This window comes from Carbonatibacter coralli, assembly GCF_039592655.1.
Lineage (GTDB): Bacteria > Pseudomonadota > Alphaproteobacteria > Kiloniellales > Kiloniellaceae > Carbonatibacter > Carbonatibacter coralli.
In genome coordinates this window covers 135494-150054 of the sequence record NZ_JBBUTJ010000004.1, presented here as the reverse complement: position 1 = coordinate 150054, position 14561 = coordinate 135494, and the positions used below count along the sequence as shown (strand labels likewise).

Below are 14561 nucleotides of genomic sequence, written 5' to 3'. Positions count from 1 at the left end.
TGAGGCTTTCACCCCGTCCGTTTCCGGATCAAATGGCCTTGATATCGGACGAAAACTTGCCGACCAGCTCCCGTATGTTAGTGGCCCGGTCAGAGACCTCCACAGCCACTTCACTGACAGAACGCGCAGCGGTATCCGTCTGGCTTGAAGCCTCGTTGACCGAGTGAATGTTTGTCGTCACCTCGGACGTTCCGGCAGAAGCCTCCTGAACAGAGCGGGAAATTTCGGAGGTTGCAGCGCCCTGCTGTTCGACTGACAGGGCAACGGACGCAGAGATCTCGCTCATCTTGTGAACCGTCTCCCCGACCCCTTCAATTGCCGTGACAGCCCCCTTGGTCACCTGCTGGATTTCATGAACCTGACCGGAGATTTCCTCGGTCGCCTTGGCCGTCTGGTTGGCCAGGTTTTTCACTTCACTGGCAACCACCGCAAAACCCTTGCCGGCCTCTCCTGCACGTGCAGCCTCGATTGTCGCGTTGAGAGCCAGAAGGTTGGTTTGCTCGGCAATCTCGGAAATCAGCTGCACCACCTCTCCGATACGGTTCGAGGAATCTTCCAGCTTGCGAATGGTCTGAACGTTTTCGTTCACCTCTGTAACAGCCGCTTCTGCAATGGTATTCGACTCACGAACCTGACGATTGATCTCCTCAATGGAGGAACTCAACTCCTCGGCCGCGGAAGCAACTGTCTGAACATTGGCAGACGCCTCTTCTGCTGCGGCAGCAACCGCATGAGAACGCAGGCTTGTGTCCTCGGCACTCTGAAGCAGCTGATCAGAGGTCGCTGTCATTTTCGTCGCAGATCCCGTGACCTCTTCCAGCAGCTCCCCGCTGGACTGTTCAAATTCACTGATCAGACGTTCAATGGCCCGCGTTCTGTTCTCGCGGAAAGCCAGCATCTCCTTCTCTTTTTCAGCCATCTCGTCCTGTTTGATCGCCGAAGCCTTGAAAACAGCCAGAGCACGGGCGATGTCCCCGACCTCATCCAGGCGGTCCTCTCCGGAAATCTCAAAGGACTTGTCCCCCTCGGCAAGCGCCAGCATTTCCCGGCTGGAACGCGAGAGAGGTACAACGATGGATCGGGAGAACAAAAGGCCCAGAACCACAGCCACCAGTAGCACAACAGCGCCGACGATCAGAACCGTGATTTCGAGGTCAATGACGGATGCAAGGGCTTCATCGCCGGCAATATCCAGAACCAGCGCCCAGCGGGTTCCGTGGAAATCAATCGGCTGATAGGACATCAGATAGTCACTGCCATCGGCACGGGTTTCCCACAACACACCGGTTTCTCCGGCCAGACCCTTGCTGACAGCTTCACTGTCCAGAGCAGGCTGAAGCACCTGGCTCTCGCCCTCCGGTGTGAAGCGCGTGTTGGTTCTCAGCAAATTGTCGGCACCGACAAGGATCGCCTGCCCCTGCTCCCCGAGGCCGACAATGTTGGCAATGATTTCATTAAGACGCCTTTTCGGCATCTCGGCAACCAGAATGCCCCGGAACTTGTTTGCGGCAAAGACAGGGACGCCGATGAAACTCTCTGCTTCACCATCCTTGCCCGGATAGCTGGTAAAATCGGCAAAGGCCACCTGACCTTCCTGCGGATTTTCAACAATCCTGTTATAGACCTCTGCCAGCCCCGTCTGGGCCCATTCACCCTGGGTGAGATTCACCCCGAGATCATTGTTCTTGTAGACAGAGTAAATAACGTTCCCCTTGGTATCCACCAGAAGGACATCATCATAGAGGTTCTCTTCCGCAATCGAACGGAAAGGGGCATGAAAAATCTTGTGAAAGCGGTCATAGCTCTCGGAGCTTCCATCCACACCATCCATCAGGTGACGTTCACCCGCAGGATTGGGGTTGTCCTGGATGTAGGCCTTTTTCAGGTAGGCTTCGACATCAGTTCCCTGTCTGACAATTCCGTCAAACCCTCTGGAAAAGGAGTTCAAACCTCCCCAGACGGCTTTGGCCTTTGTTGCCGTCGTCAGTTGGTTCTCAATCGTCCTGAGCTCCTTTTGCAGGAATTCAGAACGGGTCTCTGCCAGAGAAACCAGTCGTTCCTTCGCAATGCTTTCCAAAGAGGAAGAAGAGCTGAGAAAAGTCGCGAAACCCAATGCAAACACACTAAGTGTAACCATGAGCGTGATGAGCACAGGTAGCTTCACGCTGATCTTGAAACGAGATAACATTCTTTTGCCTTTTAATTTGAGACGGCACCACACCCGCACGATGCCTCAAACACAATCATGACAAATTGTTACCCGTGATCATTTAAGACTTTCTGAATCCCGTGTGCAAAATACGACCATATTGATAAAAAAAACGACTGATCTTGTGTCGCCCTTTCACCCCTCTGCCAGCTTTCGCCTGACCCAGGCATCTGTTGCCTCAACGGCACGGGGCATCACCTCCTGCACAGCCGGGGTTTGCAGGAGCGTCTGATACCAGTCCTCAAGCGGTTTCGAGAGCCTGAAATCACGTTCCAGTGTCTCGAACATCTTTTGCATCATCATGATTGTCGGCCCATAGGCGCAATCGGCAAGGGAAAAGGCACTGCCGGCAAGATAGGGGGCAAAACGGCCCTGTCTTTCAAGTCCCTCTAGTGCTGTCATCACGGCTTCAAACTTCTCTGTCACAAAGGCCTGATCCCTCTGGGAAGGCGCCATGTGTTTGAAAAGCGCTCTGGCATGGGGTTCAAGCTTCTGATCGTGATAACGCGACAACAGGCGAACCCGGGCGCGTTCGCGGGCATCCACGGGCAGCAGGGCAGGACGATCCGGATAGGCATCTTCCAGATATTCCATGATCAGTTCGGATTCAGAGAGAACAAAATCCCCGTCCACCAAACCCGGGATCGTTCCGAGCGGGACAATTTTCCTGTACTCGTCAGACCCATATCCTCCGGGTGGCAAGCTGCGCTCGCAGTCCAGCCCCTTCCAGGCCAGAGCGATATCAACCTTGTTGCAAAAATTACTGACCGGATTGGTGTAGAGATGCATGGCCACGCCGCAGTTTTCCTTTTCCTGTTCAGTCGCACCTTGGGCGGATGTTTTTATGAAAGGGAGATTGATCCCCTCCTTCGGAAGACAGCAATCAGACAGTTTTCGTCCGGCAGAAAATTTTCTGCCTGCATTTGCTGCCCCACAACAGAAGCATAGGCCTGAAAGGCTTCCGGATACAAGGACGGACCCGCACCAGGGCACGGGTCCGTCTGTACAGATTCGGAAATGAAATCCGGCTGTTAGAAGTGAACCGACTGACTGTCCAGCGGTTTCTGCAGCGGAGGAGCAAACTTTGTCAGGTCAATTCCTTCTACTGCCGCCTTGTACTCCTCGATTGTCGGGGTCCGGCCCAGAATGGCGGACAGGACAACAACCGGAGTGGAAGCCAGAAGGGATTCACCGGTTTTCTCTGCAGAATCCTCAACAACACGTCCCTTGAAAAGGCGGGTGGAGGTCGCCAGAACCGTGTCGCCCTTTGCAGCCTTTTCCTGGTTGCCCATGCAGAGGTTACAGCCGGGTCTTTCCAGATAGAGAATGTTTTCGTATTCGGTCCGTGCCTCCTGCTTCGGAGCCATATCGTCAAACTCGAAACCGGAATATTTCTGCAGAACAGTCCAGTCTCCCTCTTCCTTCAACTCGTCAATGATGTTGTAGGTCGGGGCAGCAACAACCAGCGGCGCCTTGAACTCGACACTGCCATGTTCCTTTTCGAGGTTGCGAAGCATCTGCGCGACGATCTTCACATCACCCTTGTGGACCATACAGGAACCGACAAAGCCCAGATCAACCTTTTTCTCGGCATGATAATAGGAGATCGGCCTGATTGTATCGTGGGTGTAACGCTTGGAAACATCGGCGTTGTTGACATCCGGATCGGCAATCATCGGCTCGTCGATTTCACTCAGATCGACGACAACCTCCGCAAAATACTTCGCATTGTCATCCGGACTCAGAGCCGGTTTCTCGCCGGACCTGATCTCGGCAATACGCTTCTCGGCAATATCGATCAGACCGCGGAGCATCTTCGCATCGTTCTCCATGCCCTTGTCAATCATGACCTGAATACGGGCCTTCGCAATCTCGAGGGATTCAATCAGAACAGAATCTTCCGAAATACAGATCGAGGCTTTCGCCTTCATTTCTGCCGTCCAGTCCGTGAAGGTAAAGGCCTGGTCCGCCAGCAGGGTTCCGATATGAACTTCAATCACACGCCCCTGGAAGACGTTGTCGCCAAACTGTTTGAGCATCTGCGCCTGTGTGGCATGAACCACATCGCGGAAATCCATGTGGTCTGCCATGGCTCCCTTGAAGGTCACCTTTACGGACTCAGGGATCGGCATGGTTGCCTCACCTGTCGCCAGCGCCAGTGCAACAGTCCCGGAGTCTGCACCAAAGGCCACGCCCTTGGACATCCGGGTGTGCGAGTCACCACCGATGATCACCGACCAGTCATCCACAGTAATGTCATTGAGAACCTTGTGAATCACATCTGTCATGGAGTGATAGACGTCTTTCGGGTCACGCGCGGTGATCAGGCCGAACCTGTGCATGAAGGCCATCAGCTTCGGTGTGTTTTCCTGCGCCTTGAAGTCCCAGACAGAAGCCGTGTGACAGCCCGACTGATAGGCGCCGTCCACTGTTGGCGACAGAACGGTCGCCGCCATGGACTCCAGTTCCTGCGCGGTCATCAGACCTGTCGTGTCCTGCGAACCCACAATATTTACCTTCACGCGGACATCAGAGCCCGCATGCAGGACAGAGCCTTCGGGAACACCAACAGCGTTGGCATTGAAGATTTTCTCGACAGCCGTCAGCCCCTGCCCTTCATGGGAAATTTCCCTGGAAGCCGCAAAGGCGGATTTCAGCTCGATCCCGAGCGTTTTACAGGCAAAGGTCTGGAGCTTCTTGCCAAAGACAATGGCGTAGGAACCGCCAGCCTTCATGAACTCGACCTTCTGGGGGCTGAAAGATGTTGCAACATCTGCCAGCTCTTCATCGCCCGCATCGTTCAGCAGCTTCTTGTCTTTCGTGTTGATGGTCAGCACAGTCCCGGTCTCGACAGAATACTTCTGTTCAAGGATCGGGTTGTCGTCATTGTTCAGAATCGGCTTGCCATCGGAGTCCAGCTTCTTGACCCAGTTTTTCAGATCAATCCCGATGCCACCGGTTACGCCCACCGTTGTCAGGAAGATCGGGGAAATCCCGTTTGTGCCTGCAACAATCGGGGCAACGTTGACGAACGGTACGTAAGGGCTGGCCTGCTTGCCGGTCCACAGCGCGACATTGTTCACACCGGACATGCGCGAGGACCCGACACCCATGGTCCCCTTTTCAGCGATCAGCATGACGCGCTTGTCAGGGTGCTGTTTCTTCAGCGCTTCGATTTCATCCTGTGCTTCCTTGGAAATAAAGCACTTGCCATGCAGTTCCCGGTCGGAGCGGGAGTGTGCCTGATTGCCCGGAGACAGCAGATCCGTGGAGATGTCCCCTTCGGCAGCAATGTAGGTAACAACCTTGATTTCTTCCTCGACATCGGGAAGCTTGGTAAAGAATTCAGCAGCGGCATAGCTTTCAAGGATCTCGCGCGCCACAGCATTACCGGCATCGAAGGCCGCCTTGAGACGGTCGGTATCGGCATCGTAAAGGAAGACCTGCGTTTTCAGAACCTCGGCCGCCTGCGCGGCAATTGCCGGATCATCACCCAGCGCCAGATCAAGCAGCACCTCAACGGACGGGCCGCCCTTCATGTGGGACAAAAGCTCAAAGGCAAAGGCCGGAGTGATTTCCTCGACATCCGCATCCCCGAGAATGATGTCCTTGAGGAACCCCGCCTTTTCACCCGCAGCAGAGGTCGTGCCCGGCAGGGTGTTGTAAATAAAGAACTTCAGCGAGTCCGCGCGGTGTTCGTGGCTCTTGTCTTTGATTTGCTCGATAATCTCTTTCGTCAGAGCACCGTCATCAATCGGCTTGGGGTGCAACCCCTGCTCTTTACGCTTTTCTATCTCTTCAAGGTAGGCTGTGTACAATCTCATGGCTGACCCGGTCATATCTGTTTGATAATTATTTTTTACCGGCGCGTCGGGTTTTCAACGCACCCGCTGAACATTTTTATAGCAGAGTGACTTCACCGTTGCCAAGTTGATTGACCCACAAAGCAAAAAAGCAGTCCAAGATTAGCTATATATTTTGTTATTTTTGATTCTTGGCAACTAAAATTCGCTTGTTGCAACTCATACTGCTTAACCTCTAACAATCAACCCTTCTTTTAATAGAAAAACATTGCAAAATAACACAACCAAATATACACAGAAAAAGTTCTCGGAGGTACCATGTTAGAATATAGAGACGATCTTTTTGAAGACGAAGAAACTGCTTCAGAAACAGACGAAAATTCAGAACCCAATCTAGGCGATTTTGACGGCCTTTTAGTTGCGCCTAGTGACTGGACCATCAGTTCTCTATACGGACTGATTGGTAAACAAATTGACCTCGACCCTTCATTTCAAAGAAGAAGTGTTTGGGCCGAAATGTCACAATCATCACTCATAGAATCATTATTTCTTAATATACCAGTTCCACAGATACTACTTGCCTCAAAAAGAAAAGATAAAAATTCTTTTATTGTTATTGATGGAAAACAGAGACTAACTGCCATTAAAGAATTTATGGATGGTAAGCGTCACAATGGTAAAGTATTTCGCTTAAAAGGTATGAGAGTTTTAAAACAGTTAGAAGGTAAAACTTGGAACGAAATTGAAGAAGAGCCTGAGACAGCCAATCTATTTAAAAATGCGACTCAAAGATCAATTGTTTTAAGAGGTTGGGAACATGATGAAACATTATATGAGATTTTTTACAGATTAAACTCTGGTTCTGTTAAGCTCTCTCCAATGGAACTGAGAATGTCTCTCTATCCTGGGCAATTCATTAAACATATTATCACTTGGACCGAGAGTTCTGAAGCGCTCAAAAAGTTATTGAATTTAAAAAATCCTGATAAACGTATGGCAGATGTTGAACTCACAATTCGCCATATTGCCTTTTCTAATCAAAACGCCATTTATCAAGGAGATCTTAAGAAATTCCTCGATGAAACTTGCAGTACTTACAATGAGAAAATTTCAAGAGATGAAAATTTCCTCCATAAAGTCAATACGACTTTAGAGAAAATGGAAACTGCAATAAATATAGCAATAAACATTTTCGGAACAAATGTCTGCAAGAAATGGGATGCTCACGAACAACGCTATGAGACACGTTTCAATAGAGCAGTATTTGACATTATAGTTGGGAGCCTCACCAATCAGCAAGTATTAGATTGGGCACATCAGAATAAACGAGAGTTTGAGAAACTCTTCATTGAAACTTCAAATGCAGATAGAGAGTTCGTAGCAGCTTTTGAAACCTCAACGAAAAATACAAAGATAGTTAGAAAGCGCTTCGAAACTTGGTACAACAAAGTAAACGAAATTTCCGGATCTGAACTAGTAATTCCCCAATTAAGAAATTGACATGAAATCTCCTACTAGTCATTTACGGGCAGTCAAACGCTCTCTAAAAAAAGCTGAAAAAATTGTTTCTGGGGTTGATCCGAATCAAACAACGACAGATCTTCAACGTTTGAAAGTAAGATCTTTCATAATGCTCACGCACGCAGCATTAGAAGAATACTTCGAGACGATATCGAAGTCTGTAGCAATGGAAGCCAGAAAGGCTTTCATAGAAAGAGGAACTATTTGTCACTGCTTGATGGCTTTAATCTCATTAAAAGCACAAAACGGCAAAACTGATTCAGAAAAAAGAGATAACATCAAGAACTTATCAAAAAACATAGACGATTTCTCAAAAGAAGCCCTGAATCAATATATCAATATAATCAATAACAATCATGGAATCAGAAAACAAAACCTTAACAACATACTATTACCAATAGGAATTGACATAGAATATGAAGATATTTTGTTATCAAATGCTTTAGATACATTTGGCTCTACTAGAGGAAATGTCGCTCATAAATTCCACCACATCCAAACGGAGCCAACACTATCGAGCATAAAAACCGAACTACAAACAATAGAAAACAATCTTATAGACTTTGATAAAGCTGTTTGTTCTACATTGCGTTATAAAAAACAAATACGGCCAACATAGATATTACAAGACAAAAGGCCCCGCCGGTACCTGCTGGCGGGGCCTTTCTTTCAAACATGGTGACTGTCTGATCAGTTGTCTGATTACAGGGCTGCCGTGACAGACAGCTCGACCAGAATTTCAGGGCGGGCCATGCGGGCTTCAACGCAGGCGCGGGCCGGTTTTTCGTAGTCGGCAATCCAGGCGTCCCAGACTTCGTTCATCGCCGCAAAGTCCTTCATGTCACGGACATAGATTGTCACAGACAGAAGTTTGTTGCGATCACTGCCCGCTTCTTTGAGCAGGTCCTCGATCTTGTCCAGACAGCGCTGCGTCTGTTCCTTGATATCCCACTCCGCTTCACCAGCCGTCTGACCACAGAGATAGACTGTGCCGTTGTGCTTGACGATTTTGCTCATGCGCTGGGTGGAGCCAATCCGTTCGATTGTCATATGTATTCCCCTGACCTGTGAATTAAAGAACCTTGCGTTCAAAGCGGTCGACCCTGAACGCATCCAGTGAAAAGTTACAGCCCCCCGTTAATACGAGATCTGCCATGATTCGTCCAACAACAGGTCCCATCTGAAAGCCATGGGCCGAAAAACCGAAGGCATGCCATGCATTTGGCTCCTGCACACCCGGTCCGATAACCGGCAGATTGTCCGGCATGTAGGCTTCCAGCCCCGCCCACATCCGGTTGATGGACGCCGACGCAATAATCGGAAAGAACTCAATAGCGCTGCGTGCGCCATTGGCAATCCTTGCATAGTCCAGTTCTGTCCGGTTGTTCTCCCGATCGGCAAAGCCCTTGGCTCCGCCCCCGATCAGAACAGTCCCGTTTTCAAACTGCTTGAAGGAAAGCGGACGGCTCACAGCCCCCACCACAGGATGCGCAAACTGCGGAACCCGTGTTGTGATCATCAGCATGGGCGCACTGCAGGACATCGGCGCATTGTCCCCGATCATCATCGCGATACGATCCGCCCAGGCTCCGGCGCAGTTGACCAGATGTCCGGCTTCATAGCTGCCCTTGTCGGTCTGCACCAGCCAGTTCGACCCGATCCGGCGCAGGTTCTGAACCTCCTCACCCTCATAGAAGGCCGCACCATGGCGCAGGGCCGCACGCCTGAAAGCCAGAACCGCCTGATAGGGAATGGCATAGCCATCATCCTCGCTGACAGCACCACCGACACAGAAATCAGCCACCTGCGGCAAGCGTTCACGCAGTTCCCTGCGATCCAGCAGCTTCTCGTGGTAATAGCCCAGCCCCTGCATGATTTCCTGTCGCCTGCAGAGCGTTTCCATGTCCGCATCATCCGCAGCAATATTGATCAGCGAACGGGAGCGAAACCCCGTTTCCTCCCCCAGCTCATCAGCAAGCTGCAACCAGAGTTCCATCGACAGCTTGCTGAGGGGAACCTCGGCCGGATCACGACCCAGAAGGCGAACGCCTCCGGCATTCACCCCGGATGCGTGTCGACCGCTGTAATCCTTTTCCACCACCAGAACACGAACCCCCTGCCTTGCAAGGTTGTAGGCTGTTGCGCAGCCCTGGATACCACCACCAATGATCAGAACGTCAGGGTTTCTCATTGCGCGGCACTCCCGATCCTGTCCTCTTTGTCCTTCAGGGCACTGCTTTTGGGCTTGACCAGATTGAAATTGCTGAACTCCTGCAGGGACAGGAGTCTGAGTGGCGAACGAAGCCTGTAGTATCCGACCCCGGCCACGGGTTTGTTCTGCCAGCGGGCCAGAAGTTCGGAAACCGTGTGTCCGCACTGCCTGCCCTGGCAGGGCCCCATCCCGCAGCGCTTCAGGGCCTTGAGCGCATTGGGATCTGTTGCCCCCTGTTCAAATCCTGCTCTCAGATCCCCCAGCCGTTGCTCTTCACAGCGGCAAACCATCGTATCCGGGTCCGACGGCATCCGCAGCTCATCCGACGGACGATAGAGGCGATCCAGGAAAAGACGCAGTCTGCGCAGACTTGCCATCTGTTCGTGCAGGGTTGCTGCCTTTCTGTCCCGCTCCAGGGATGAGAGATATCCCAGCTTGCCCAGCTGGTTGAGCGCAACAAGGCGTCCGGCAATGACGGCGCCATCAGCGCCCACAATACCGCTGCCATCGCCAGCAACAGAAATGTTCGGGACCGAACTTTGCCCCCATCTGTCCAGTCGTGGCTGCCAGCTGAGCTGCGCGCTGTTCCAGTCGTGTTCAAGGTTCAGGGCACGGGTCAGATTGAGATTTGGCAGAACACCCTGATGCAGGAAAACCTGTTCTGTCATCAGGTTCTGAAGCCGCCCCCCGCAGGAAAAGGAAAGCCCTTCTGCTGCTGTTTCTCCCAGAACCCTGAGGTCCCTTGCCCCCCTGTAAAGCGGCAGGCCGCTCCGGCGTATCTCCTGCAGAAGCCCCAGGCCCTTGCGCAGGGTTTTCCACTCCTTCAGTGCGCCCAGAAACTCGGGGATCACTTGAAAGGCTGTTCCGGGTTGTGTGGTATCGACAAGCGCACGGACCCTGACGCCAAGGCGCAGATACTGTGCCACAATCAGGTAGAGAAGCGGACCGCTTCCGACAAAGACAGCGTCCTCCACCACCAGCCCGTCCGATTTCAGCATCACCTGCGCACTTCCCGCTGTCATCACGCCGGGAAGGTGCCAGCCCGGAACGGGAAACGGGCGTTCCATGGCTCCCGTCGAGACCATCACTTCCCGTGCTGTCAGGCTGTGGGTCTTCCCTTCTCTGGAAAACAGGACCTCGCCTCTTGTGCTCACATGCCAGACAGAGGCTTCCCGGATGGTTTCAACCGCTGATGCTTCAAAACGCGCAACCAGCGCTTCGCCCCGGGTATAGTCCTCTCCCAGAACTGAACGATCCGGAAGGGGACTGCTGCGCACGGAGCGATAGATCTGACCGCCGGCTTCGGCCTTGTCATCCAGCACCACGACAGAGGCACCTGCCTCACTTGCCTCAAGCGCAGCCGCCATCCCTGCCGGGCCGGCACCGACAATCGCAATGTCAAAGCAATCACGCATCTGCAGCCCCTCCTGTTTCCTGAACAATGGTCTGGCGATTGATCGCCATGCCATCGCGCACTCTGTGGAGGCAGGCCTGCTGGTTGGGCAGTCCGTCAATTTCGACAAGGCATTCAAAACAGACCCCCATCGCGCAATAGGCGGAACGGGGCCCGGAACTGACCGGAGACAGACGTGTCACCGGTTGCCCGCAAAGCGCCATCGCCGCCCAGACCGAGAAATGACCGGGGACCTTCACCGCTTCTCCATTGATCACCACTGTGACCTGCGGACCATTGTCCTTGGCAAGGGATCGAAACATGGAAATCTTCCTGCATCTTGATCATGATCAGAAGGAAAGAGGCGCTGTAGCCATGCCAAGCGCCTCTTCAATACAGGCAGGACCGGAGGAAAGGGTCACTGTCTGACAGGGATGTTCAAGAGGATCAGTTGGCGATCTTGTCCAGGATGCCCTGACCCCAGTCGGCACCGATGTCTTCAAGAATTTGCGGCCAGACTTCGGCACGGACCTTTTGCGCTGTTGCCGTCAACTCCTCATCGGAGAGCTTGACGATGTTCACACCCAGCCCCGCAAGCTTGTTTTCGTACTCGCCCTGATCGGCTTCCGCGCTTTCCCAGCGTTTGGCTTCAAAGTTCAGCGCCGCTTTCCTGAGGGCTTCCTGATCCTCTGCGTCCAGATCAGCCAGCACTTCGGAGTTGATGATCATGTACCAGACCTCAAAGTGCGTGTTCACAGGGATATAGGTTTTGGTCACATCGCGGAAGGACGCGTAATAGCCCTCCGCACCGGAGCCGATAACGCCATCGACGACACCGGTCTGAACTGCGGTGAAGGCCTCGGAGAACGGGATCGGAGAGCTGATGTAGCCCAGTGCATCACTGGTCAACTGGAAGCTCTTGATGCCCGGCACACGGACCTTGATACCCTTCGCTTCATTCGGATTGCCCGGTGCAACTGCATCCGTGTTCAGGGCAACGCCGCCAAAGTAAACCGGATAGGCCGCCAGCATGGTGATGTCCTGCCTGGCATAGAGCTCTTTCATTGCGCCGTGGATCACACCGCCCGGGCCATAGATCCTGCGAGCCTGTTCCCAGTTCTCCGCAACATAGGGAAAGGCACTGATCTGCATTCTGCGCGATGCCGCTGTTGCAGCGGGCTGGACAGCCATATCAACGGCACCAACAGAAATGCGCTCCTGCACGGTTGTGTAATCCCCCAGTGCGCTGGCAGCAAAGATGCTGATTTTCACATCCCCTTCCGTTGCCGTTTCCACCTCACTGGCAAAGTCCCTGATTTCCTGGTCCACAATTGCGCCTTGCGGGCGAACGTGGCTGATTTTCAGTGTTGCAGCTTCGGCAACAGCTGTTGCGCCCAGAGCTGTCATCAGGATAACAGAGCTCAATGTCCTGTTCAGAAAACGTGTCTTCATGAAAAGTCTCCTTTTGTGAAAAGTCCTGTTTGGTTTTTTTATGATTGTGAAAGCTGCCGTTCAGTATCCGAAGAGAGCCGGAAGGTAGAGAGACAGCTGATCCCAGAAAGACGTGAGGAACACGACGGGCAGGTACCCGGTCAGGATCAGGATCATCGCCGGGCGAATGACCTCTGTGACCTTCACCTTGCCAATGCGGGCTCCGAGATAGAGGATCGAGGCATAGGGCGGTGTCACCCCGCCCATCGCGGTGTTCACCCCCATGATGGCAGCGAACTGAACCGGGCTGACCCCGATTGCTTCCATCAGGGGCAGCAGCAACGGCGCAATCAAAATGATCGCCGTAATGTCATTGACCACCATCCCGACAAAAAAGAGCAGGATGTTGATCATGATCAGCAGCACAACCTTGTTGTCCGTGATCGAGAAAATCGCTTCAACCAGTTGCTGGGGAATGGATTCCAGAACAAACATCTGGGACAGGATCATGCTGAACAGAATCATCAGCATGATGGCTCCGACAGAGGTCGACGCTTCCTTGCCGGCAAAGAGGAATGTTTTGATATCAAGCCCCCTGTAAATCAGGAAACCAACCGGAATCGCATAGATCACAGCGACAGCAGCTGCCTCGGTCGGCGTCATGACCCCGCCGTAGATACCCCCCAGAATGATCACCGGCATCAGCAGCGCAGGCGTTGCCCTGAAACCGCGGGACGAGGCTTCACGGACGAATGCACGACCCTTCGGACGCTCCTCCAGCACCAGGGGAAATCTGCGCGCCAGCCAGAGATTGACCGCCGAGAAATTGGTCATGATCAACAGGCCCGGCCCCAGCGTTGCCAGAAAGCAGGCCAGAATGGAGGTGTCGGTAACCCAGCCGTAGACGATCATGGTCACGCTCGGCGGGATCAGAAGCCCCAGAAGGGAGGCATTGGCAATCAGCGCTGTCGCATAGGACCGCGGGTAGCCCTGCTTTTCCATTTCGGGGATCAGCAGGGGACCAATGGCTGCAACACCTGTCAGCCCGGAGCCGGAGATCGCACCGATCAGGGCGCAGCTGACAGTCGCAACGACCCCCAACCCGCCTCTCAGATGCCCGATAAAGATATTCACAAACCTCAGGAGACTGGCGGCAATCCCGCTGACACTCATGATGGTACCCGCCAGTACAAAAAGCGGAATGGCCAGCAGGACAGGATTCCCCAGTTGCTGCATGCCCCAGAGCATGTTGCCCTTCATGGTGACATCCCCCACGAAGTACATCACCATCAACCCGGCGCCAAAACAGTACGGCAGGGGCAGTCCCAGTGTCAGGCAGATCACGAGAACCGCCACAGCAAGAAGTGCGACTTCAACCATTTGCCTTCTCCTCTGCTGTGGCAAACTCACGAATATGACCAATGAGGTGGATCGCGGTGTAGAGCATCATCAGGCCCAGCCCGGTGACAAGCGCAACATCCGCATAGAATGTCGGGATATAAAGCGTCGGGCTTTCCCGCCAGACACGCAGGGAATAGCGGGTAAAATCCCAGGCCCACCAGGTCAGCCACAGGCCGATGGCAAGGCTCAGAACCTCCCCGACAATGGCCAGAAGCGCAAACTGGCGTGGTGTTTTCAGGAAGATTTCCAGAACATTGGCCCGAATGTGGGAATTTTCACGCGACGCATTGACAGCCCCCAGGATGTAGAGCCACAGCGTCGGATAAATAAGGCTTTCCTCCAGTCCGAGCACCGGAATTTCAAGCAGGTAGCGTGTGATCACCTGTACAAACTGCCCGCCGGCGACAAGACAAATCAGACTTGTCAGCAGCACATTGGCCAACCTCTCCATCGTATGAAACCCTGCTGTTCATTTCTTTTCCCGTTCGTTGATCCAAGGTTCCGTTTCACAAGCCATAAAGTCAAAACGATTAAATTGATAACTTCATAAATTTAAATTATATGATTGGAGAATTCTTTTTCTTTTCTGCA

Annotated in this window: 12 protein-coding genes; 2 read left to right on the top strand and 10 right to left on the bottom strand. The window is 52.8% G+C overall.

What is annotated here, in order from left to right; genetic code table 11:
- Window positions 1–28: 28 nt before the first annotated feature.
- The 3 genes from AAAH10_RS11245 to AAAH10_RS11235 form a co-directional block, all read right to left on the bottom strand.
- Window positions 29–2188 carry a methyl-accepting chemotaxis protein gene (locus AAAH10_RS11245; RefSeq protein WP_343563566.1) on the bottom strand — a complete coding sequence of 720 codons (2160 nt, stop codon included), beginning with the start codon at window positions 2186–2188 and terminating at the stop codon, window positions 29–31.
- A gap of 156 nt (window positions 2189–2344) precedes the next feature.
- The gene (locus AAAH10_RS11240; RefSeq protein WP_343563797.1) at window positions 2345–2998 is read right to left on the bottom strand and encodes a glutathione S-transferase family protein; all 654 of its coding nucleotides are present in this window, start codon (window positions 2996–2998) and stop codon (window positions 2345–2347) included.
- Between the two features lie 242 nt (window positions 2999–3240).
- Window positions 3241–6033, bottom strand: coding sequence for a bifunctional aconitate hydratase 2/2-methylisocitrate dehydratase (locus AAAH10_RS11235; protein WP_343563564.1), 2793 nt, complete (start codon window positions 6031–6033; stop codon window positions 3241–3243).
- 297 nt (window positions 6034–6330) lie between these two features.
- Here AAAH10_RS11235 and AAAH10_RS11230 point away from each other — a divergent pair, with 297 nt between their 5' ends.
- Together AAAH10_RS11230 and AAAH10_RS11225 are read left to right on the top strand one after the other, a co-directional pair.
- Entirely contained in the window at window positions 6331–7512 is a 1182-nt protein-coding gene (locus AAAH10_RS11230) for a GmrSD restriction endonuclease domain-containing protein (protein ID WP_343563562.1), read from the top strand.
- A 1-nt stretch (window position 7513) separates the two neighbouring features.
- Window positions 7514–8152 carry a HEPN domain-containing protein gene (locus tag AAAH10_RS11225; RefSeq protein WP_343563560.1) on the top strand — a complete coding sequence of 213 codons (639 nt, stop codon included), beginning with the start codon at window positions 7514–7516 and terminating at the stop codon, window positions 8150–8152.
- Window positions 8153–8235: 83 nt separating this feature from the next.
- Here AAAH10_RS11225 and AAAH10_RS11220 read toward each other — a convergent pair whose 3' ends face one another.
- The 7 genes from AAAH10_RS11220 to AAAH10_RS11190 form a co-directional block, all read right to left on the bottom strand.
- Window positions 8236–8583, bottom strand: coding sequence for a RidA family protein (locus tag AAAH10_RS11220; RefSeq protein WP_343563558.1), 348 nt, complete (start codon window positions 8581–8583; stop codon window positions 8236–8238).
- Window positions 8584–8605: 22 nt separating this feature from the next.
- Complete coding sequence (locus tag AAAH10_RS11215) at window positions 8606–9724, bottom strand: NAD(P)/FAD-dependent oxidoreductase (protein WP_343563555.1); 1119 nt, start codon at window positions 9722–9724, stop codon at window positions 8606–8608.
- A complete protein-coding gene (locus tag AAAH10_RS11210) occupies window positions 9721–11160 on the bottom strand; it encodes an FAD/NAD(P)-dependent oxidoreductase (RefSeq protein WP_343563553.1) in 1440 nt (479 codons plus the stop codon). The genes AAAH10_RS11215 and AAAH10_RS11210 overlap by 4 nt, the downstream gene beginning before the upstream one ends.
- Entirely contained in the window at window positions 11153–11461 is a 309-nt protein-coding gene (locus AAAH10_RS11205; protein WP_343563551.1) for a (2Fe-2S)-binding protein, read from the bottom strand. Before AAAH10_RS11205 ends, AAAH10_RS11210 begins: the two co-directional genes overlap by 8 nt.
- Before the next feature lie 124 nt (window positions 11462–11585).
- A complete protein-coding gene (gene dctP, locus AAAH10_RS11200) occupies window positions 11586–12590 on the bottom strand; it encodes a TRAP transporter substrate-binding protein DctP (protein ID WP_343563549.1) in 1005 nt (334 codons plus the stop codon).
- 60 nt (window positions 12591–12650) lie between these two features.
- A complete protein-coding gene (locus tag AAAH10_RS11195) occupies window positions 12651–13949 on the bottom strand; it encodes a TRAP transporter large permease (RefSeq protein WP_343563547.1) in 1299 nt (432 codons plus the stop codon).
- On the bottom strand, window positions 13942–14421 hold the full coding sequence (locus AAAH10_RS11190) for a TRAP transporter small permease (RefSeq protein WP_343563544.1): 480 nt from the start codon (window positions 14419–14421) through the stop codon (window positions 13942–13944). Before AAAH10_RS11190 ends, AAAH10_RS11195 begins: the two co-directional genes overlap by 8 nt.
- Window positions 14422–14561 lie beyond the last annotated feature (140 nt).